Origin of the sequence: Chitinophaga niabensis (assembly GCF_900129465.1) — a bacterium.
Classification (GTDB): Bacteria; Bacteroidota; Bacteroidia; order Chitinophagales; family Chitinophagaceae; genus Chitinophaga; species Chitinophaga niabensis.
Map to the genome: position 1 here is coordinate 614177 of NZ_FSRA01000001.1, position 21280 is coordinate 635456.

Sequence of the window (21280 nt, forward strand, 5' to 3'; positions counted from 1 at the left end):
TATTTAGACGGCCCAAAAGTAGCCATATTCCTTATTTTTGGAAAAATTAATGAAGATTTCGCATTTTGGGGAGAAAGGAAAGGGGATTAATTTGAACCTTACACCAACGAACCAGGATCTAAACTAATCAACTAACATGCGCAGTTTCTTAAAGTTTTTCTTTGCTTCCTTCCTGGCCCTCATTTTTTTTAGCGTTATAGCTTTCTTTTTCGTGCTGATGATCGCCGTGAGAATGACTTCCGATAAAAAAGTAGTAGTAGGCTCCAATGCGGTCCTGGTCATTGACCTGAACGATCATTACGCAGAACAACGTATACAAACTCCCTTACGTGCTTTGGCAGGAGAAGGGGCTGGTTCAAATCCCGGCCTGTACGACGCTGTTCGCCTGATCAGGCAGGCTGCCACAGACGATAATGTGAAAGGTATTTACCTGAAGGCGGATGGCAGCGGCAACGGGCATGCTTCCAGCGAAGAGATCCGCCGTGCTATCGTTGATTTCAGCAAGAGTAAGAAATTCGTATATGCTTATGGAGAAATGATCTCCCAGAACGCCTATTTCCTGGCGTCTGCAGCAAATAAAGTATACCTGCACCCAAAAGGCGGGATCGACTTCAGCGGTTATGCCATTACCATGATGTACCTGAAGGGTACGCTGGAGAAGCTGGAGATCCAGCCACAGATCTTCTATAACGGGAAGTTCAAAAGTGCTACGGAACCTTTACGCGAAACTAAAATGACGGAGGCCAACCGCATCCAGACGACCGTTTTCCTCGGTGAGCTGTATGGCGATTTCCTGATGAAAGTAGGCGCTTCCCGCGGGATTGATACTGCTACCTTACATCAATATGCCAATGCCGGTACCATTCAGTACCCGGAGGATGCGTTGAAATATAAACTGGTGGACGGGCTCAAATACGACGACCAGGTGATGGATGAGATCAAACAAAAGCTGAACCTGAAGGGAGATGATAAAGTGAATTTCATTGCACTGAACAGGTACGACGAAGCAAAAGCCGGTTACGAAGGCAATGGGAACATTGCCCTGATCTATGCGGAAGGGGATATTGTGAGCGGTTCTGCAGACAAGGCGATTGCCAGCGAAGATTATATCAAAACTATCCGCGAAGCCCGCCAGGATAATGATGTGAAAGCCATCGTGTTCCGTGTAAACTCTCCCGGTGGCAGCGCACTGGCATCAGAAGGGATCTGGCGGGAACTGACGCTGGCCCGCAAAGCCAAACCGGTGATCGTTTCCATGGGTGATTATGCTGCCTCCGGCGGTTATTATATTTCCTGCATGGCGGATTCTATTTTCGCAGAGCCCACCACGCTTACCGGTTCCATCGGCGTTTTTGCGATATTACCGAATATGCAGGCTTTCTTCAATAACAAGCTCGGGATCACCTTTGACGGAGTGAAAACGGGTGAGTATGCGGACCTTGGTACTACCAGCCGCCCGCTCACAGAAAAAGAGAAGTTTATGGTACAGCGTTCTGTGGATACCATTTACGCTACTTTCAAACACCGGGTAACAGAAGGCCGTAAGCTGGAAGCAACGGTGGTAGACAGTATTGCACAGGGCCGTGTATGGACCGGTATCCAGGCACAGCGGATGGGCCTGGTGGACCGCCTGGGTGGAATTGACGATGCGGTGAACTGTGCTGCGCGTATGGCGAATGTAGCAGATGTGAAGATCGTTTCATTCCCCAAACAGAAAGATCCCTATCAGCAGTTGCTGAAGAGCCTCGGCGGCGTACGTGCCAGCATGGTAAAGGAAGAGCTGGGAGAACATTACCAGTTGTACCAGACCATTAAAGAACTGAAGAAATTAACGGGAGAGATCCAGGCGAAACTGCCTTATAATCTAACGATACAATAATGGAACGCAGCTTATAGATGAAAGGGAAAAGCATGATGCTTTTCCCTTTTGCTTTTTCCTGCGGTTTGTTACCTTGCAGTCTAATGTACATATTACCTATGATGCGAATTGCCATTGCATTTTGTGCGCTTTACCTGGTTTCCTGCCAGCAGTCTTCAAAAACTGAAGAAGGAACAAAAGACAGTACGGTTACTGATACGGATGCTGCTGCCGTTATTATCGATACGGTAACGATCGGGCACCAGTTGTATAATATCACCACATCAACTGCTGCAGAATTCCAGCAGGTCCCTGAGTTCCTGGCCGATACCAGCGAGGCGGTGAACATCCTGCGTGACAGTATGCGTGTACGCCGTGCAGGTGATTCTTTGATCCTTACGCTGGCAAATGGCCTGCAGAAGGTGATGGTCAATAATAACAACCATACCGAAGAATACACACAATATACCTACCAGGCTTACCTTCCTGCTATTGAGCATTGGGTAGTGTTTAACGCAGGTTATGAGTGGCATTCCTATGAACTGGTCAACGCCCGGAACGGGGAGATGACGCGTACTATCGGATTCCCTGAGCTATCGCCGGACAAAAGATTTTTTATCTGCAGTAATACAGACCTGATGGCGGCATTTACACTGAACGGATTCCAGCTCTTTCAGTTGACACCTGATCTGAACCCTGTTTTGTTACAGGAGCGGGAACTGGTGAACTGGGGGCCAGCTACGATCAAGTGGAAAGATGCTACAAACCTGGTGGCCTTACAGCATTACCTGGATGCTCAGTCCAATGAACACGAACGCTTTATCCGTTTAACGCCTGCGCCGTAAAAGATCAGCCTTCCTCTGAATACACCGGGTCTCTTTCTTCGCTGCTGAGGCGGATCACCGTATTATGATTATTGTCTACCACCTGCTGCGCCTGCATCCGGAGCCTGCGCAAACCGTCTGCGAGTGCTTCCATGCTTTTCTCTGCGGATTCTGCGAGATCGTTGTGGTGGCGGATCACCGTTGTTAATCGTTTGATATGCTCGTTGATAACGTTACAGATGATCTGCGATGCGCTGAAGGCATCAAAATCCTGCAGATTGTTCAAAATACCGTCATAACATTTGCACATCCTGGAAATTAATTCCTGTTGCTCAGCCGGGCTAGCCTGAGATTGTTGTGATGCCATAAAAGGTCGGTTTCTGGTTGATAGATACTATGGTTACCTGCACTTCGGCAAGGTGTACACAACTTAATAAAATGTGATTAAGTGACAGGCCGCAACTTTGTTAAACAGGAGTTATTGGGTTTTAACCCATCATCCGGCTGGCGTCATTTGTATTTCTTATCCAAAACATTAGCTTTACAGCCTTTAAAAGAAAACGCATGGCGGTGAAATATAATCAGTGGAAGGCAATGTGGGCTATCACAAAGGCGAGTATCAAAGCAATATTCCGCAGCCCCTCGGCTGTGGTGTTCAGCCTGGCTTTTCCGCTGGTGTTTATATTGGTGTTCGGTTTCATCGGGGGAAGAGGTGTTTCCGTGAAGGTGGGTATCGATCATGCTTCTGATACCGCTAATGGCATCTATGCCCAACTGAAGGAGGATAAGAGTATCCGGCTGGTCACCAGCACACCAAAGGAGCAAATGGAAGATGATCTGCGCAAAGGACGGCTGGCAGCTATCCTTCGTATAGATGCATCAAAACCGGCTGTGCTGCCTGAATATAAAGTGCATGTGAAAACCTCTACTGCCGGCGGTGAAAAAACCGGCCTGTTATTCAATATCTTAACCAACAGCATCCACAACCTGGATGATAAAGCTTATCCCAGGCCCACCGTAGCTGAGATCATACCGGAAGAGGTGCCTGGCCGTGCGTACAAGACCATTGATTTCATCCTTCCAGGGCAATTAGGTTTTTCCCTGCTGAGCGCTGCGGTGTTCGGTACGGCATTCCTCTTCTTTAGTTTACGCCAGACCCTGGTGCTCAAACGTTTTTTTGCTACGCCTATCAACCGTTTATATATCATCCTCGGTGAAGCATTGGCGCGGTTGCTGTTCCAGTCTTTCGGTTCTGTGATCATCATCGGTATTGGTTACTTCTGTTTCGGTTTCACGCTGATCAATGGTTTTGCCACTTTCCTGGAAATGTTACTGCTTTGTTTATTTGGCCTGATCGTATTCATGGGTTTTGGCTTCATTGTAAGCGGTATTGCCAAAACGGAAAGCACCATCCCGCCTTTAGCCAATATTGTTACCTTACCGCAGTTCCTGCTGGCAGGCACTTTCTTTTCTGTGGATGTATTCCCTGCCTGGCTGCAACCTATTTGTAAGATCATGCCGCTCACTTATCTCAACGATGCTTTGCGCAAAATAGCTTTTGAAGGGCTGCATCTCTGGAATGTAGGGCCGCAATTAGGGGTATTGTGCATCTGGGGTGTGGTGGTATATGCGGTGGCCATCAAAGTTTTCAAATGGGAATAATTCCGGGAAATCTGCCGGAATTACTGTAACTTATACGTCCCTCTTCATCAAAAACACACCTTATGCAACAAGCCTTATATATTATTATTGGGGCCTTGATAGTGCTTGTGTTAGGTTTATTCATCTTTTCCTTCTATTTACCTTCTCTTGTAAAGGTGGAACGCTCTCAGTTCATCAAAGCACCGGCAGACAGGATCTTTGATCAGGTGAATGCATTGCGCAACTGGCCTTTATGGTCGCCCTGGCATGGATATGATCCGCAGATGAAACTGGCCTATCATGTAAAAGATACCGGCGCAGGCGCAGGTTATTCCTGGGAAAGCCAGCATCGTAAAGTAGGGAAGGGGAGCCTTATTATCACGGAATCGCGTTTGAATGAGTATATTGCCACCGAAATGAATTTTATGCAGCAGGGAACGGCCAAAGCCATGTTCCGTTTTGATACGGTAGCTGAAGGCACAAGGGTTACCTGGGGCATGGAAGCGGATATGGGACAGAACCCTGTTCGTAAACTGATGGGAAAGATGATGGATAAATGGGTAGGCGGTGATTTTGAAAAAGGACTGCAGAACCTCAAACGATTAACTGAAGCCACGGCTTAATATTTACTCCGGATATGCGATTTGTTAAAATGTTCCTGATTGCAGTGCTCGTTTTTGGTTCACTGATCTTTATCTTATCCTTATTATTTCCCGCTACTGCCAGAATGGAACGTTCCGGTTCCATCAATGCTCCCCTTACCACTGTGTATGAAGAGATCAGCAACCTGCAGACCTGGGCTGCCTGGAATCCCTGGCACCCTGCATACAGAAAAGGGGTGGATGTGCTGCAGCAATATTCAAAACCTCCCGTTGGCCTCGGCGCCTGGTTCACCTGGAGTAATACCGCCGGCAGTACGGCATCCGGCAGGGTTGAGATCATTGCAGCGGATTCACTGAAGGGCATTACCTACAATATGACCCATCCCGCCATGAAGCCGGTGAAAGGGTTCCTGGAACTCAAACCTACGGTAGATGGTAAAGGCACTGCTATCCTGTGGCGCCTGGAAACAAATGTGGGGATCACGCCCTGGTGGAAACTGCGCGGGTTCCTGATGGACCGGATGTTCGGTTCCTCTATGGAAGAAGGGCTGAATAAACTCCGCGATCTTTGCGAAAAGCATTGATTTTGGATGAGTGGTATGGTAATTGTGAGCGCAACGCCGTAATTTACCATCTCAATATTATAAAAATCCTGTTTTATGAAAAGTATGTTATTTGCCCTGGCGTTACTGGTTACCGGCAGCGCCGTAATGGCCCAGAATCCTCCACTAAGTCCACGTGTTACTGCCTCCGGCGAAAACGTTGAGATCGCTTATGGCCAACCTTCAAAAAAGGGCCGCCAGATCTTCCCTGGTCTGGAAGCTTACGGAAAAGTATGGCGCGCGGGTGCTAACAAATCCACGGACATCACCTTCAAAAAAGATGCAACCTTTGGCGGCACTAAAGTGAAAGCTGGTACTTATGCTTTGTTCATCACTCCCGGTGAAAAAGAATTCACTGTGATCCTGAACAGCATCCCCGGCCAATCCGGTGCCTTTGAATATGAAAAGAACAAAGGCAGCAATGTTGCGGAAGTAAAAGTTCCCCGTCAGAAAACTGCGGCCACGGTAGAGAAACTGACCTTCTCTTTCCCTAAAGGCCATCTGCAGATGGAGTGGGACGATACTAAGATCTCCGTTCCCCTGAAGCTTTAAGTTGTAAGATATTAGTAAAAGAAAAAAGCAAGACCGTACTGGTCTTGCTTTTTTTATGTCAGCTCCATTGTTCCTGGTATTTTGCCAGCATTTCATAGATACTGTCGTACACCTCCGTTAACTGTTCATCCGTGATGCAGTAAGGCGGCAGGATATACAGGGTATTACCCAGGGGCCGCAGCATCACCCGTTTTTCCCGGAAGAATTTAAACAGGAAACCCGCAAGGTCGTTGGTATAACTATCTGCTTCTCCCGTAACGATCTCAAAAGCAAGGATGGTTCCCAGCGAACGAACGTTTTTCACATCAGGATGGTAGGCCAGCTCTACGGCAAAGGCGCGGTGGCGGGCATTGATGCGTTCCCGCTCCTGCCGGCATGCCGGCTGCAGGAATAATTCCAGGCTAGCCAGGGCTATTGCGCAGGTTAAGGGATTAGCGGTGTAAGAATGGCCGTGGAAGAGGGTTTTTAGCTTGTCCGTGGACAAAAATGCATGATAGATCTCATTGGTGCAGGTGGTTACACCCATGGCAATGGTGCCACCTGTAAGCCCTTTGGAAAGGGTGATCATATCCGGCGGGGTTTGTACCTGTTCCATGGCAAAGTTGGTGCCTGTGCGCCCGAAACCGGTCATTACCTCATCCGCGATCAGCAGGATGCCGTGTGCACGGCAATGTTGCAGCAGGGCATCGAAACACGCCGTATCGTACATCACCATCCCCCCCGATCCCTGTACCAGCGGTTCAAAAATGAAAGCAGCAGTATCCGAAGCATGGGTATCGATAGCTGCTTTGAGCGCTTCTAAATTATCCGGTGCGGGTACATCCAGGAAGGTGACATCAAACAGGTACTCATCAAAGGCCCGTGTGAACACGCTGCGGGCACTCACGCTCATGGCGCCGAAGGTATCGCCATGGTAAGCATTTCTGAAAGCCAGGATCCTGGTCTTTACCTGGCCTTTGTTCTGCCAGTACTGGATGGTCATTTTCAGGGCTACTTCCACCGCGGTGGAGCCATTATCCGAATAAAAGAGTTTCTGCTGGGAGCCGGGCAGTACAGGCAGCAGCTTTTCTGCCAGTTCTACCGCCGGTTCATGGGTATAACCGGCAAAGATGACATGATGCAGCTTTGCGGCCTGCTCGGCTATCTTTTCCGTGATATAGGGATGTGCATGACCATGAATGTTCACCCACCAGCTGGAGGTGGCATCCAGGTAACTGTTCCCGTTTTCGTCAAAAAGGAGCGCCCCTTCGCCCCGTACTATGCCGATAGGGGCCGGCGCTGTTTGCATTTGTGTATATGGATGCCAGATCACGGCTTTATCACGTTCACTCAGACTTTTTTGCATGGGGCAAATTTAGGCAAGCCAACCATAACATGCGTTATTTTGTTAATAATTATGGGTTGGCTGCAAATCCGTAACTTTGCAGTAATCAATACCCGGCAAGATATTTGAACTATCGGGCGCGTGTATTCTTTAAGTTAAAACCCAAATATAACATGGATACGAAGCTGTTGGAAGTAAAAGATAATGTGAATGCCAGGCAATTTGAAGTGAAAATTGACGGGTTGCTGGCAAAAGTAGAGTATATGATGGGTGGAAATAAGATCTTCCTCACACATACGGAAGTTCCCCCAGCCCTGGAAGGCAAGGGTATTGCCTCAGCACTTGTAGAGCGGGTGCTGGAAATTATCGAAGAGCGGAAATTAAAGATGGTGCCCCTTTGCCCCTATGTGGCCACTTACCTGCGTAAACACCCGGAATGGAAGCGGTTGCTGGCACACGGTATTAATGTATAGACACAATCCTCTAAAATATGGCCATAGAAAATTTTGATGCGCTGCATCAATTACACCAGGAATGGAAGAAAGACCTTTTGCTGAGCGAAAAGGAGATCAAATCATTAACAGCTGAACTCACGGAGCTCAGTAATCAATCACTGGACCAGGACCAACAGGTAAAGATCGAGCATTTTCAAAATGCATTGATCCGCCAGAAAGAAGTAGTGAACGATGAGTTACAGCTGATCATCAAGGCAGACAAAATGATGTCTGAAAGTAATGGCGAAGCAGCACAATTGCAAATGCTGCACAACAAATTGCAGGACGATATGGATACCTTCGACCGGCTGTTCACCGATCTGCGTGAAGAGTTCAAGGCCTTCAAGCGCAGCCTGCTTAAATCCTGAAAAAAATTACTGATATGGAAGCAAAACTGGAATACACGAACGGGGAGGTCACCATCGTGTGGCAGCCCAGGCTCTGCCAGCATACCGGCATCTGCGCACGTGGCCTGCCGGCAGTATTTCAGCCGAAGGACAGGCCATGGATCAAGATGTTTGCCGCGGATACCGCTGCATTGATCGCCCAGGTAGATAAGTGTCCCTCCGGCGCTTTGAGTTATTATATGAATGCAGATAAACCAGATGACAAAACTCCGTAGTGTAAAAACGGTGCTGTACGCCGATCTGAAAGAAGCCGGCGATATACCTGTGCGTCAACCTTTTCCTTCTGTACATGCAGACAGGATAGATCCTTTCCTGTTATTACATCACATCAATATTGAAGTGCCCGCCTACATGCCGCCAAGGCATGCAGGCGTAGCGCCGCATCCGCACCGGGGATTCTCCCCCGTTACCTTTATTTTTAAGGGCGGTGTGCATCACCGGGACAGCCGCGGTAATAACAGCGTGGTGCGCGAAGGTGGCACACAGTGGATGCATGCAGGTATGGGTGTGATCCATAGTGAAAGGCCGCCGGACGATATTCATGAAACCGGCGGCGTACAGGAATTACTGCAGCTTTGGGTGAACTCGCCAGCCAGCCGTAAAAGGGACCAGCCTGCTTATTACCCGCTGCATGCGGCAGATACGCCGCAATTGAAAAGTGAGGACGGGCTGGCTGTTGTGCACGTGGTAACAGGAGAATTGCTGGGCACTAAAGGCCCTATCCCCACTGTAACGCCGGTGAACACTTTTACCGCAAACATAAAAAAAGGCGGCGCATTTTATTTCCCCATCCCGGCTACCCATCATGCATTCATCTACCTGCTGGACGGGGAGTTGAAAGTAGAAGGCGCCAGTGTATACACTGCCTTTCATGCCGTGGTGTTCAATGAGGATGGAGAAGGTTTTAAACTGATCGCAGAAGAAGATACACGGGTGTTCATTGCCAGCGGGGAACCGCTGAACGAAAAAGTAGTGGCGCACGGCCCTTATGTGATGAATACGGAAACCGAGGTTTTGGAAGCGATGCGTGATTTTCAGATGGGAAAAATGGGTATCTTGATAGAGGAATAAATCTATACCAAATGACATTGCAGGAAGTTTTGGATGCTATCAAAGCTTACGGTAGTGCTTCCACTAAGAACACCATGATGAAACATGGTTGCCGGGAGCCTATTTACGGTGCTAAAGTGGCAGACCTGAAGGTGATACAGAAGAAGATCAAAAAAGATCAGGCGCTGGCCCTTGCATTGTACGAAAGTGGGGTGTATGAAGCCATGTACCTGGCCGGCCTGGTGGCAGACGGCAGTGCCATGACGGAGAAACAGTTACAGCATTGGGTAGAGCATGCAAAATCCCCGGCTATCAGCGAATACACCGTTCCCTGGGTAACAGCAGAACATCCGCAGGCCTGGAAGCTGGGATTGAAGTGGATAGATTCAAAAGATGAACAAATTGCCTGCAGCGGCTGGAATACGCTGAGCGGCATTGCATCCATGAAACCGGATGAGGAGCTGGATATTCCTAAGCTGAAAGAATTACTGAAACGCGTAGAAACAGGGATCCATACAGCCCCTAACAGGGTACGTTATGCGATGAACGGCTTTGTGATCGGCGTGGGCACCTATGTGGATGTTTTGAATAAAGAGGCCATTGCTGTGGCAAGGAAAGTAGGTGTTGTAAGCGTTAATATGGGCGATACAGCCTGTAAAGTGCCTGCGGCGGAAGATTATATCAATGCTTCCCGAAACCGGCCAGGCGGGGCTAAAAAGAAGAGGACCCTCAAGTGTTAAAATAGTAAGCGCTCATCCCTGAAGATGAGCGCTTTTTTTAATCAACCAGAAATCCAAAATCATACTACAACTTTTATGGGTTGGCAGATTATACATCTAACGGCTGATGCAAATGTAAGATTCCTGTCATCCAACGGTGTTAATGGATGGTGTAACGCATAGGCGCAAACGAGTTTGATAATGTTAATTTCCTAAAAGAACACGGCAGACCACTGTGAAGAAAAGATCTGCTCCGGCGAAAGGGCCATGATCCCTTCTTTCTCCTCCAGTTTGCCCGTTGCATTTTCGTGATCAGCAATGCCATACCAGGGTTCAATGCAAACAAAGTCTGCATCCCTTGCATTCCAGATACCCATATAAGGGAAACCGGGGAAATGCACGGTTAAACCATGCGGTGTTTTATCACTCCTGATGGAGATAGCAGTGGAAGCCAGGTGTTTGAACACCAGCGCATCATTATAGAACAGGGATTTACGCAGCGGCAGTTCTGTTGTATTATCGAGGTAAGGGCTGGGCTGATCGCTGACAATGCCGGCGGAGGACAACAGCCATAGCGGCGCTGTTTCCGGATCGCTGAAATGCAGGCTGTAATCTTCGAAAGCAGTACCGTTCACCAGGGGCACTTTAAATGCAGGATGCGCGCCAATGGAAAAATACATGGTTTCTTCTCCCATATTCTGTACTTCATATCCAACCATGAGGGTAGCATCCTTTATGCTGTAACGGATGTTGAGGCTGAAAGGAAAAGGATATTTCAGCAGGGTGAGATCATTATCCTGTATATTGAAGGTGATGCTTGTTGCAGTATGTTCTGTAACGTTGAATGCCATGTCCCGTGCAAAACCATGCCTTCCCAGCTGGTAATGCTGTTCTTTATACTGATAAGTATTTTCTTTTAATCCACCGACGATAGGGAAGAGCACAGGGCTCTTCTTTCCCCAGAATGCGGGATCACCGCTCCAGAGATACTCCAGCTGATTGTCTTTCCGGATAATGCTTTGCAGTTCTGCGCCCGCCGGGCTGATCTTTACCTGCAGGTATTCATTTGCTATTTCCAACATAGAACACAAAGTTACAGTTTCAACCGGATTCCACCTTTACTGATCCATCCGGCTATCTGGATCATCAGGAAAGAGAATACCAGCGATCTTACGATGCCGATGGCACCGCCGGAGACCATATCCGGGAAGCTGAAATGTGCAAGGGAAAAGAGGGCATATACGAAATAAGGAATGAGATAACAGAGTAAGGTATCGGTACCGGCTGCTTTGATGCCTTTGAACCAGGATGCTTTCTGCTGCAGGTCTGCCAGCCAGTAGGTGAAGATGAACACACCAATGGTGATAGCGCTGCAGATCAATACCCAGCTGGGCGTTGCCATGATCTTGGAGATACCCCATACAGGGCGTGTTAAAAATCCTGCGGTGAGTAATACAACAGCTAATGCACTGAGTACACCTATCACGGATTGCCATTTGCCGGCAGTGCTGTAATGGCGGAAGATCTGGGAAACCAGTACGCCGCCCAGTACCAGTGCCGGCATAGCCCCGTCTGCAATATATCCGAAGATCCCCGGTGCCACATTTCCGTGTACGGCCATGCTATATCCTAAACACAGCAACCAGGCCACTGCGTTCACAACAAAACTGCCTTTCCCCAACACGTAGATCATGGCACTTACCAGGTAGGCCCAGCCGATCAATCCCAGGATACCCCACCAGTAGGTGGCGAAACGTTGTACCTCATCTCCTTCGCCGCCTCTGCAGATCCAGGCCATCATGAGCAGGGTAACAATACCCACGCCTTTGATCACGTTCTGCGCGGTTTTAGGAAACTTTGCGGGGTATTGGTTCCAGATGAAAATGAAACAGATGCAGCAGATGATGTTCCATACGCCGCGTGGCATACCGGTAGCTTCCGCATGCAGGTTTTCTCCGTTCACAAAGAAAAGGCCCATTACCAGCAGCGCTACGGAGCGCTCTATCACGTGGCGGATCAATTGCCATAAAGTATCGCCTTTTTTGATGCGGTTGCTGATAGCGTAAGGGATGCTCATGCCCACAATAAAAAGGAATGCAGGGAACACAGTGTCCGCAAGGCCCATCCCATCTTCCTTTGCAGCAGTATGTTCCAGCCATTTGGGGATATCATGCAGGGACCAGAGGTCATTCACGAATATCATCAGGAACATAGTAAGTGCGCGGGTTATGTCGATAGCAGCAATGCGTTGTGTTGCGGTCATGTAGTTAGGGATTTACCGGTCAAGATAGCTAAAATATTATAATATTTTAGCTATATGCTCTTTAAAAATCCCACTACATCGCTGATATCCTTTTCAGTAAGATTGTTACTGAAGGGATCGGGCATCAGGCTTTTTTCCTGCTTTTTCTGTGCGCTTATCTTCTTTTTGTCTACTACATGTTTTTGACCGCTAACGTCTTTGATAACGATCGACCGTTTGTTTTCGGAGAGCAGGAAGCCGAAAAGCGTTTCGCCATCGCTGGTATTTACCAGCCAGGATTCGTAGCCGAATACAATACCGGCGCTTGGGTTCACGATAGCATCCAGGAGTTCGGTCTTGTCGAACTTCTTCCCGATGCCGGTAAGATCAGGCCCGATGCTATTGCCCTTATCTCCCAGTTTATGGCAACTGCCGCAGCGGGTTGTAAATACGGTTTTGCCGTTGGCCGCGTCCGGCTTCAGCTGCAGCATATCCGGTATGGAGTAAGATCTGTCAGAGCCGGGCTGTTTAAAGTATTTACCCGCCTGCATCCGGATGGTGGGGTCAGTATTGAGGAATATTTTTTCTTCTATAACAGGCAACAGGTCTTCAGGAATGGTCTTTGCTTCCGCCATCCCTATCAGCAACTGGCCTCCCACTGTATCCATGGCCATTTGCTGTGCGCGGAACTTTCTTTCGTCGAAGGGCTGGCGTTTATCCATGATCGTTTGTTTTTTCAATTTCATCTTTGCCAGCTTACGTTCATAGTAAGGGTTCAGATCAAGCTCCTTCCAATCAAGCAGGTCTACCCAATCGTTGCTTTGCCGGAAAGCGAGCCAGTAAGTTGCGGTCTCTGCGATCTCCTGCATACTTCCTTTTGACAGTGCCAGCATGGCTTCCGCCGCAGGTTTCGTATTCATAAAACCCAGCGCGGTCATGGCTGCCTGCCTTTCCTTTATGGACAAGAGGGTGTCACCTGCCCGCTGTGCCAAAGCAGGAATAGCTTCCGGAGGATGTAAGCGCCAGGCAAGCGAAACCATTTTGCGATTCCATGCAGAAGGTGTTTTTCCTTCTCCGTATATTTTTACGATCTCCGGGTAGATATCTGATTCATGGCCTTTCAAACTGGCGCCCAGGGCTTCCAGGTACCAGCGGTCTTCACCATCGTAGTGTTTGATCAGTTCAAGCAATAGCGGTTTCGTTTTTTCGTAGGAGGAATCACGCAGGGAAATGATCACTTCTCTTCTGATGAATGCGGAGGTATCGTTGGCCATTGCTTTTGCATAGGGCAACAGGTCTGTGCCGCTCTGGCGAAGCGCACGGTAAGCGGTAGCGCTCAGTTGAACATCAGGGTCTTTCAGCAAGCCCTCCACTAATTTTATGTTCAGCTGCGCCAGCAGCCAAACCGCTCTTGCCCTGATATAGGGATTTTTGTCCTTCAGCAATGCCTGTACATGCGGAACAGCTGCTGCGCCCTGTGCTTTCAGTTTTTCAAAGCCCTGGTTGCGGACATTGATGGCAGGACTTTTCAAAGCGGCTATCTGGCCTTCGGTGGTATTGATATCAATGGCAGGTGCGGAGAGTTTTTTATTTTTGGGTGTTATCCGGTAGATCCTGCCATATCCCACACTGTCGTTCATAAGATGAGCGCCTACTACGGGATCGAACCAATCCGCAATATAGATCGCACCATCTGTACCAATGGTCACGTCACTCGGCCGGAACCAGCTTTCTCTTTTGTTGTTGTGTGCAGAGTCATGCCAAACGTAATTGCTGTCTGCATTCAACACAGAGCTGATAAGGTCTTGTCTCTTTCCCAGGTTGTAACCGGATTGTTGCAGCGAAGGATGATAACCGAAGATCACATTCCTTCCGGCATCGGCGCTCAGCAGCATGCCTAAGTAATCTTTGCCCAGCGCCTCACTTTCATTCACAACAATACCTGTTGGTGCACCGGAACCGGAGCGGTCACCTGCCGGCATCACACCCGGATCGTCCTGGTGCCAGTGTGCTGTAAAGGCTTCCTGCCCGAGGCGGTGATCTCCCTGCCAGGTGCGGGTTCCGTCTGAACTGAAATAACCGGCGTTACCACCTTCCATCAGCCAGGTGGTCCTGCAGGCTATCACCTCGTCGTCGTTATCGTTCTGCCAGAGGTTGCCGTAGGAATCAGGGATCACTTCGTAAGAATTCCGGAAGTTATGCCCCAATACTTTTAAACCTTTTCCATCCGGCTGTATGCGCAAAGCGAGCCCGCCCACGTAAACGCAGCTGTCGTCGCTTTTCATATTGCCGTTGTTCTTGGTGTTATAAGGTGAGCCGCCGGTATAGATGCTGCCGGACCGCAAGGTCCATCCGCTTTTATCCGTTACCACATGCGGGCCTGCATTACCTGTGTTGAAATACCAGTTGCCATCCGGGCCTGCAAAGAGCGCGTGCAGCGCATGGTCATGGTCCAGGCCGCCGAAACCTTTCAGAAAGATCTCTTTTTTATCCGCCCGGTCGTCTCCGTTTTCATCAGTGTATACAATGAGATTAGGGGAGCAGGACACTACTACTTTATTTCCGATCACAGCAATACCTACCGGCGCGATCAGGTCCCTGTCCTGCACAAAAACTTTAGAGGTATCCGCACGGCCATCTCCATCCCTGTCTTCCAGGATCATCACACGGTCTCCCTGTGCATGATGCAGATGTCTTGTAGAATCATTCCTGAAGTTGCGATAGTCTACTGCTTCCGTGATCCAGATCCTGCCTTTAATATCCACGTCCATATTGGTAGGATTATAGAACAGGGGGGATTCCGCCCATAAGGTTACTTCCAGGTCTTCGGGAAGGTATAGATCGAGGCTTTTTACAATTTCTTTTGTAGGTTGCCTGCAGGCATAGGTACTGAGTAAAATTGCAGGCAGTATGCAATACATGATCTTCATAGCGTGGTTTGATCTTTTTAGAATTATTGCTCCCACCCGGTGTCTTTTAACGCCGGATCGTTCTCTTTTTTCAGGAAGTCAGCCTCAGACAAAGAAGCGGCTTTCCATTGCAGGATAGCGTCGTCCGGCACTATTTGCACAGCTTCTTTCCACGATGTGGATGTTTCATTATAGGCGAGGTTGGATTGTGAGCAGTAGCAGGAAATTACAGACCAGCGCGGATGATCGGAAAGGTTGGCTTCGGAGCGGTGCAGGATATTGCTGTGAAAGAAAAGCGCATCACCTGGTTCCAGTTCCACATACACCAGTTCCATTGTTTTCAGGGCGTTGTTCACCATCACCATATCCGCGCCCACCTGTTCGCCGGCAAAGCCATGATTCACGCGGCCGAGCTTATGTGATCCTTTGATCACCTGCAGGCAGCCATTTTCTTTATTGGCTGCCGTTAGCGCCACCATAATAGATAGCAGCTGATCCGGGAACATAAACTGGTTTTTGTACCAATAGCCATAATCCTGGTGCCATTCCCAGGCGCCGCCTACCCTGGGTTCCTTTTGCATGAGCTTGGAATGGAAATGGCAAACGGGGGCATCGCTGTCCATCAGCTGTGCTGCCCTGCCCACCAGTTTTTCACTGCGGGTCAAATACCCGAACACATCATTGCCGGGTGTGAACCAAAGGGAAAGTTTTGTTTTCTTGCCGGACTGGTCGTTGAGGTCCAGCGCGTTCTTACGCATGGCATCATCTTCCAGGGCTGTTTTATACAGCAGGGCTGTTTCGGGTTGGGAAACAAGGTTTTTAACGATGATATACCCATCCCGGTGGTATTGTGCTATCTGTTCAGGAGTGAATAATGTGTCCATATCCAAATTTGGGGATTTAAGCAGGGCAGGTTTACAACTATTCGACCTAAAAAAACAACTATTTTGACATTTTTAACCGCCTGTTCCATGAATTTAAGTATTTTAACTTTATCATGAAGTCCCACATCCAAAAACTGCCACTTCCTGAACAATCGTCTTTTGTAGCGGACCGTTACATCACGCCTTACTTTGAAACCCCATGGCATTATCACCCGGAATATGAACTGGTACTGATCATTCATGGAAAAGGCCGGCGTTTTGTGGGCGATCATGTGTCCGACTACTGTGAAGGTGAGCTGGACCTTCTGGGACCGAGCCTGCCGCACTGGTACCGGAAAGATGAGGGAGAAAAGCAGGGCGGCTCATTGGTGATCCACTTCAGGGAAGAGTTTTTGGGAAAAGACTTTTTGCAGATCCCCGAGATGCAAAAGATCCTGTTACTGTTTGAGAAGTCGAAGATGGGTTTACATTTCGGTGCGAAAACGGCAGCCAATGTTGCAGCGAAGATGGAGACCTTACTTTCCTGTACGGGTATCGACCGGCTGATGTGCCTGCTGGCTATTTTGAAAGAACTCTCTGAATCCACGGAATATTCCATGCTTTCAAGTCCTGAAGTGATCGGGAGGAGCAACAGGGAAAACGACCGGTTGCAAAAGATCTTCGACTATGTACTGGCCAATTTCAAACAGGAGATCCAGTTGCAGGAAATAGCGCGTATTGCCATGATGAGCCCTTCCAGTTTCAGCAGGTACTTTAAAAACCGCACGAAGAAGAACTTCTCGCATTTTGTGAATCAGATAAGAGTAAGCCATGCCTGCAGGCAGCTGATAAAAGGGAATTTCAGCATCAGTTATGTTTGCCAGGAAAGCGGCTTTAATAACATGACTAATTTCAATAAGCAATTCAGGAAAGTGGTAAAACTTTCACCTTCTCAATTCAGGCAAAAGCACAGGGTGTGAAATAAAAGGTTAGCTCATGCATCTTATTATGTAAAAAAAAGCAGGGCCTTTACGCCCTGCTTTTTAATTGACTACTCCTTCACGAGTTTTGTTGTGATCACTTTGCCGTGATGGCTCAGTTTCAGAATATACATGCCGGATGGGAGATGTCCTGTTCTATGATTCACGCGGTGTATACCGGCAGCCTGTACGGCATCGGTTAACAAAGCAGCCTGCCTGCCGTTGAGATCAATTAAGGACAACTGCACGCGGCCTGCTGTTTTTAGTGTGTAGGTCACCGTTAGGTTATCACTAAAAGGATTTGGTAAACCCTGCAAGCCGGTTTCTAACACTACATTGCTTTTTGCCGGGGCTGCAACCGCCTGTTTCGCCAGGCTGGTGTTATGTGTTACCACCAGTTGCGGTGCATTGCTGCCTGCTTCTTTTGAATTAAAGGAGAGGATAGGTGTAGTGGCTGTGGCAGCTGCAATCGCAAAAGATACCGTATGCCTGCCTGCTGCTTTTTCTGCAAGCACATAACTGGTTACATCCCAGGTATAATATCTCGGGATAGAATCGGGGATGGTGGTTGTAGCCAGCGTTGAACCAATGGCAGGTTTGTTGTTCCAGGTGAGTGCGGACTCCGTCCAGCTGGTAACAGCTACTGCACTGGCAGTCAGCGGTGTATTGGTACTCCTGTTATCAGAGAGCCCGCCATACAATCTGATCTTCACATTTGTAACTGTGCTGGTGATGCTGCTGGTGTTGAAGGTCAGGAAGGTCTGACGGTCGTTGCCGGCAGCAGGATTGGAGTTGAGTTTTACTACGAGAGCATTAGGATCTGTAGTGCCATGTGTGATAGTGGCAGATGTACCATTCCTTGCGTAAGCGTCATGTACAGGTGCAAGGGTGGTTTCGGCAGAACCGGTGCTGGTGTTGATCTTCACTTCTGTATAACTGTTCCAGAGGTTCACGGAGTTGCCATGCCCCAGGATCCGCACATACTGTGTGGATTGGGAAGGAATATTGAATGTTTCCAGGTTCAGCGAAGTGCCGCTACTGGAAAGCCCTGCTGCCACGGTGTTCCAGCTGGTGCCATTACTACTCACCTGGATGTCGAAGTTGGATGAACGCACATTGCCGTTATAGAATGCTATCTGAACGCCGGTAACCGTTTGTACACTGCCAAGGCAGAAGGCAATCCATTGCCCGTCCCCGCTGGCGGACCAGCGTGTGGCAAGGTTGTTATCCAGTACATTGGCCGCTACGTTACCATCGTCTCCGCTGGATGTAACAGGGTCGCAGGAAGGCGCTCCTGTTACTGTGATATTAACAGCAGGAGAGGAAGTTCCGGTGCCGCCTGCATTATCTGTTGCTTTTGCAGTAAGGCTGTAAGTGCCTGCGGGCACATTGTTCCATGTAAAAGAATATGGTGCATCCAGGTCTTCTCCTAATTTGCCTGCGCCATTGAAGAATTCCACTTTGGCAACGGTGCCGTCGCTGTCTGCGGCAGTAGCGGTGAGGGTGATATTAGCTGGTGCTGCAAAGGATGCGCCGTTGGTTGGAGTTGTTAGAGAAACAGTAGGGTTGATATTGCCACCGGCATCCGTGATCACGGAAAGCAAAGGCGGATTGGAACCAAATTCGCCTGAGTTCCAGAAGATGCGCGGATCATGCGCTACCTGGCTCTTCAAGGCAAAGGATACTTTGTTCCTGCCTGCTGCTTTTTCCGCCTGCACATATGCAGTAACATCAAAATTATAATATGCATAAGCTGTATTGGTGACGGTTACAGTAGCCAGGGGGCTGGCACTGGTGGCAGGTTTGTTGTTCCAGGTCAGGGCGTTCTCCGTCCAGGTGGTATTGGCAACAGCATAAGCACCTACTCCTACGGATGGAACAGTAGTAAGGTCTACCTTACCATATACTTTCAATACTACAGAAGCAAGCGGACTGCTAATGGAAGCCAGGTCAAACTGCAGGTAAGCCTCTCTTGCATTATTGAGCTGGCCGGCTGGAGATAATTTGGTGATCAGTAAAGTAGAATCCGTAGTGCCATGTGTAATGGCGGCATTGCTGCCATCGCGTACATAAGCATCATGTAATGGTGTAAGGTTCACTGGTGCAGGTGCTGTTTTGAAATGTGCTGTATACGTAACATCCGCATCTGTTACCGTAATATTCTGCTGACGGGCACCGCCATGTTCCCAATAATCAAAGAGGTAAGTAGTGCCGTTCAGAGTTTGCGGACTGGGTGCTGCCAGTGGCCGTATCATGCCTGATAAGGAATTCTGCGTGGCAGGGGTGGTGAACGGAATTTCATTCAGCGTGAGTTGTAACCCGGCCGGTACCGTTTGTAAAGTAACATCAGAAGTAACAGGGAAGATCTCGATGTAGGAGGTATCCTTTTCTCCCTGTGAATCGGTCACTTCTAAATAAAGGCGATACCATATATCCGTTTCTGTATGACCTTCTGCAGAAATAGGGAAGCTGCCGCTGGTTGCGCCATCTGCTATTTCAGGGCCGGGATGGGTATGATTGGCGTGATGGAAATCTACCCACCAGGTATAAGCACTGGCTGGTAAGCTGCCATCTTCCGCATCAGTACCGGTGCCGGTAAAGTTGATCTGATCTCCGGCGCGGAAAACAGAACCATTAGCAGGGCTGGTGATGGTAGCTACCGGGAAGGCATTTGGCGCGGTTACGGTTAAGGTAGCGTTGCTGCTTGTTACACTTCCCGCACTGTTGGTTACTACTACATTGTAAGTACCGGCATGTGTAGCCTGCACATTGCTGATGGAATAATTTGCAGCTGTTGCGCCTGGGATATTGGTAGTGCCTTTGCGCCATTGATAGGCAGGCGCAGGGTTACCGGTAGCGGTAACAGAGAAGGTAGCCGTTTGACCCTGCGGTACAGAGATGTTTTGCGGTTGTGTAGTGATCACCGGTGCTGCATTGCCGCTGTAAATAATTTTGTACAGGGAATTGTTGCCTCTTCTGATGAAGTAAAGATTACCGTCTATACCTTGTTTCAAAGTGGTGAGCCCATCGCTCAGGCCTGTACCGAAACCATTGCGGGTAGCAGGAGAGGAGGGATTTATATAGTCGATCCATTCGCCGCAGTAATCCAGGAAGAAATATTTTCCATGGTAGGTGGCCGGCCAGTTACTGATAGCGCCGTTTAAGAAAGTGCCGCCATTAATAGCGCATCCCTGGCCGGTGGCTGGCGGGTCGTTACGGTTGGTGGCGTAGTAATAGACCGGATTGGTGAGCCCTGTACAACTGCCGGAGCATATGCCTTCCTGGGAGGGCCAGCCAAAATTACGGCCGCCTGCAGAAGCATCATTGATCTCTTCCCAGGTAGCTTCACCTACATCGTTCACATAGATCCTGCCACTTACAGGATCTACATTCAGTGTGAAGGGGTTCCGCAGGCCATAAGCCCATACACGGCTGCGTTGTGCGCCGCCGCTGAAAGGGTTGCCGCTGGGTACAGTACCGTCTGTATTGATACGCAGTACTTTACCCAGGTAGCTGTCCAGGTTGGAGGAATTGCCTCCAACTTTGTTATCGCCAACTGATACCAGCAGTTTGCCGGTATTATCAAATGCGAGGCCGCCACCGTTGTGATAGATAGCACTGAGGGTAGGCATGTCCAGGATGGCGTTTTCTGCCGTGGCCAGATCGCCGGACATGGTGAAGCGGCTTACGCGGTTGTGCGGGCCGGAGGACGAAGTGTAATACAGGTAAATGTAATTGTTGGTGCTGAAGGCAGGATCAACAGCAATACCTATCAAGCCACGTTCTCCGCTGGTGTTTACAGAAAGGCTTACTGCCGGGGTAGAAAGGAGGGCATTGTTCTTGAATACCCTTAACTGCCCGTTCTGCTGGCCAATAAGGATTCTGCCATCCGGCAGCTGGGCAAAAGTAGTGGGCCCGGTAAGGCCGCCTGTTACCAATACCCGCTGAAAATTAGCCGGTAAGGTCTGTGCATACGATTGCATTGCTGTGAATAAAAGTAGCAGCAGCAGGGGAATTACCACATGCCTGCATTTGTTGTGTACATCAGTTTTGATCATAAGGGATCGGGTTTTATAGTGTTAACAAAAATCCTTGGATAGTCTGCGATATGGGGTATGGCGTTAAGTACCGTGCATAGCGGGTCTGCACCGGATTATCGGCATACAGTCAGGTTCCTTATGTAGTAGATGCCAGGTAGAATGTACTGTGGGTT

19 protein-coding genes are annotated in these 21280 nt (G+C 48.9%); 12 read left to right on the forward strand and 7 right to left on the reverse strand.

Features of this window, described 5'->3' with window-relative positions; translation table 11 throughout:
• Nucleotides 1–136: 136 nt before the first annotated feature.
• A complete protein-coding gene (gene sppA, locus BUR42_RS02495) occupies nucleotides 137–1879 on the forward strand; it encodes a signal peptide peptidase SppA (RefSeq protein ID WP_074237592.1) in 1743 nt (580 codons plus the stop codon).
• Between the two features lie 83 nt (nucleotides 1880–1962).
• Entirely contained in the window at nucleotides 1963–2703 is a 741-nt protein-coding gene (locus BUR42_RS02500; RefSeq protein WP_074237594.1) for a hypothetical protein, read from the forward strand.
• Nucleotides 2704–2707: 4 nt separating this feature from the next.
• Here BUR42_RS02500 and BUR42_RS02505 read toward each other — a convergent pair whose 3' ends face one another.
• Nucleotides 2708–3049 carry a hypothetical protein gene (locus tag BUR42_RS02505; RefSeq protein ID WP_143197310.1) on the reverse strand — a complete coding sequence of 114 codons (342 nt, stop codon included), beginning with the start codon at nucleotides 3047–3049 and terminating at the stop codon, nucleotides 2708–2710.
• Between the two features lie 197 nt (nucleotides 3050–3246).
• Between BUR42_RS02505 and BUR42_RS02510 the strand changes: the two genes are divergently transcribed.
• The 4 genes from BUR42_RS02510 (at nucleotide 3247) to BUR42_RS02525 (ending at nucleotide 6079) form a co-directional block, all read left to right on the forward strand.
• The gene (locus BUR42_RS02510; protein ID WP_074237596.1) at nucleotides 3247–4344 is read left to right on the forward strand and encodes an ABC transporter permease; all 1098 of its coding nucleotides are present in this window, start codon (nucleotides 3247–3249) and stop codon (nucleotides 4342–4344) included.
• Between the two features lie 62 nt (nucleotides 4345–4406).
• Complete coding sequence (locus BUR42_RS02515) at nucleotides 4407–4946, forward strand: SRPBCC family protein (protein ID WP_074237598.1); 540 nt, start codon at nucleotides 4407–4409, stop codon at nucleotides 4944–4946.
• 14 nt (nucleotides 4947–4960) lie between these two features.
• On the forward strand, nucleotides 4961–5509 hold the full coding sequence (locus BUR42_RS02520) for an SRPBCC family protein (protein WP_084185307.1): 549 nt from the start codon (nucleotides 4961–4963) through the stop codon (nucleotides 5507–5509).
• Nucleotides 5510–5584: 75 nt separating this feature from the next.
• Nucleotides 5585–6079, forward strand: a complete 495-nt coding sequence (locus BUR42_RS02525) for a DUF2911 domain-containing protein (RefSeq protein ID WP_074237602.1) — start codon at nucleotides 5585–5587, stop codon at nucleotides 6077–6079.
• A 58-nt stretch (nucleotides 6080–6137) separates the two neighbouring features.
• On the opposite strand, the gene bioA is transcribed toward BUR42_RS02525, so the two are convergent.
• Nucleotides 6138–7424 carry an adenosylmethionine--8-amino-7-oxononanoate transaminase gene (bioA, locus tag BUR42_RS02530; protein ID WP_074237603.1) on the reverse strand — a complete coding sequence of 429 codons (1287 nt, stop codon included), beginning with the start codon at nucleotides 7422–7424 and terminating at the stop codon, nucleotides 6138–6140.
• A gap of 152 nt (nucleotides 7425–7576) precedes the next feature.
• Here bioA and BUR42_RS02535 point away from each other — a divergent pair, with 152 nt between their 5' ends.
• Genes BUR42_RS02535 through BUR42_RS02555 form a run of 5 tightly spaced genes read left to right on the forward strand, consistent with a single transcriptional unit; the run spans nucleotide 7577 to nucleotide 10094 of the window.
• Nucleotides 7577–7876 (forward strand): GNAT family N-acetyltransferase, encoded by a 300-nt coding sequence (locus BUR42_RS02535; RefSeq protein ID WP_074240396.1) that lies wholly within the window; start codon nucleotides 7577–7579, stop codon nucleotides 7874–7876.
• A gap of 17 nt (nucleotides 7877–7893) precedes the next feature.
• Nucleotides 7894–8265, forward strand: a complete 372-nt coding sequence (locus BUR42_RS02540) for a hypothetical protein (protein ID WP_074237605.1) — start codon at nucleotides 7894–7896, stop codon at nucleotides 8263–8265.
• A gap of 14 nt (nucleotides 8266–8279) precedes the next feature.
• Nucleotides 8280–8519: a (4Fe-4S)-binding protein gene (locus tag BUR42_RS02545; RefSeq protein WP_074237606.1), complete on the forward strand. Its 240-nt coding sequence runs from the start codon at nucleotides 8280–8282 to the stop codon at nucleotides 8517–8519.
• Nucleotides 8503–9375, forward strand: coding sequence for a pirin family protein (locus tag BUR42_RS02550; RefSeq protein ID WP_074237607.1), 873 nt, complete (start codon nucleotides 8503–8505; stop codon nucleotides 9373–9375). Before BUR42_RS02545 ends, BUR42_RS02550 begins: the two co-directional genes overlap by 17 nt.
• A gap of 11 nt (nucleotides 9376–9386) precedes the next feature.
• The gene (locus BUR42_RS02555) at nucleotides 9387–10094 is read left to right on the forward strand and encodes a DNA alkylation repair protein (protein ID WP_074237609.1); all 708 of its coding nucleotides are present in this window, start codon (nucleotides 9387–9389) and stop codon (nucleotides 10092–10094) included.
• A gap of 191 nt (nucleotides 10095–10285) precedes the next feature.
• Here BUR42_RS02555 and BUR42_RS02560 read toward each other — a convergent pair whose 3' ends face one another.
• Genes BUR42_RS02560 through BUR42_RS02575 form a run of 4 tightly spaced genes read right to left on the reverse strand, consistent with a single transcriptional unit; the run spans nucleotide 10286 to nucleotide 16108 of the window.
• Nucleotides 10286–11155, reverse strand: a complete 870-nt coding sequence (locus BUR42_RS02560; RefSeq protein ID WP_074237610.1) for an aldose 1-epimerase family protein — start codon at nucleotides 11153–11155, stop codon at nucleotides 10286–10288.
• Nucleotides 11156–11166: 11 nt separating this feature from the next.
• Nucleotides 11167–12336 (reverse strand): DUF5009 domain-containing protein, encoded by a 1170-nt coding sequence (locus tag BUR42_RS02565; protein ID WP_074237612.1) that lies wholly within the window; start codon nucleotides 12334–12336, stop codon nucleotides 11167–11169.
• A gap of 50 nt (nucleotides 12337–12386) precedes the next feature.
• A complete protein-coding gene (locus BUR42_RS02570; protein ID WP_084185309.1) occupies nucleotides 12387–15245 on the reverse strand; it encodes a PVC-type heme-binding CxxCH protein in 2859 nt (952 codons plus the stop codon).
• A 23-nt stretch (nucleotides 15246–15268) separates the two neighbouring features.
• On the reverse strand, nucleotides 15269–16108 hold the full coding sequence (locus BUR42_RS02575; protein ID WP_074237613.1) for a phytanoyl-CoA dioxygenase family protein: 840 nt from the start codon (nucleotides 16106–16108) through the stop codon (nucleotides 15269–15271).
• 113 nt (nucleotides 16109–16221) lie between these two features.
• Between BUR42_RS02575 and BUR42_RS02580 the strand changes: the two genes are divergently transcribed.
• Nucleotides 16222–17067, forward strand: coding sequence for an AraC family transcriptional regulator (locus BUR42_RS02580; protein ID WP_074237615.1), 846 nt, complete (start codon nucleotides 16222–16224; stop codon nucleotides 17065–17067).
• A gap of 71 nt (nucleotides 17068–17138) precedes the next feature.
• Here the strand turns inward: BUR42_RS02580 and BUR42_RS02585 are convergent, their stop codons facing one another.
• Nucleotides 17139–21125 (reverse strand): CBM96 family carbohydrate-binding protein, encoded by a 3987-nt coding sequence (locus tag BUR42_RS02585; RefSeq protein ID WP_074237616.1) that lies wholly within the window; start codon nucleotides 21123–21125, stop codon nucleotides 17139–17141.
• Nucleotides 21126–21280: the final 155 nt, after the last annotated feature.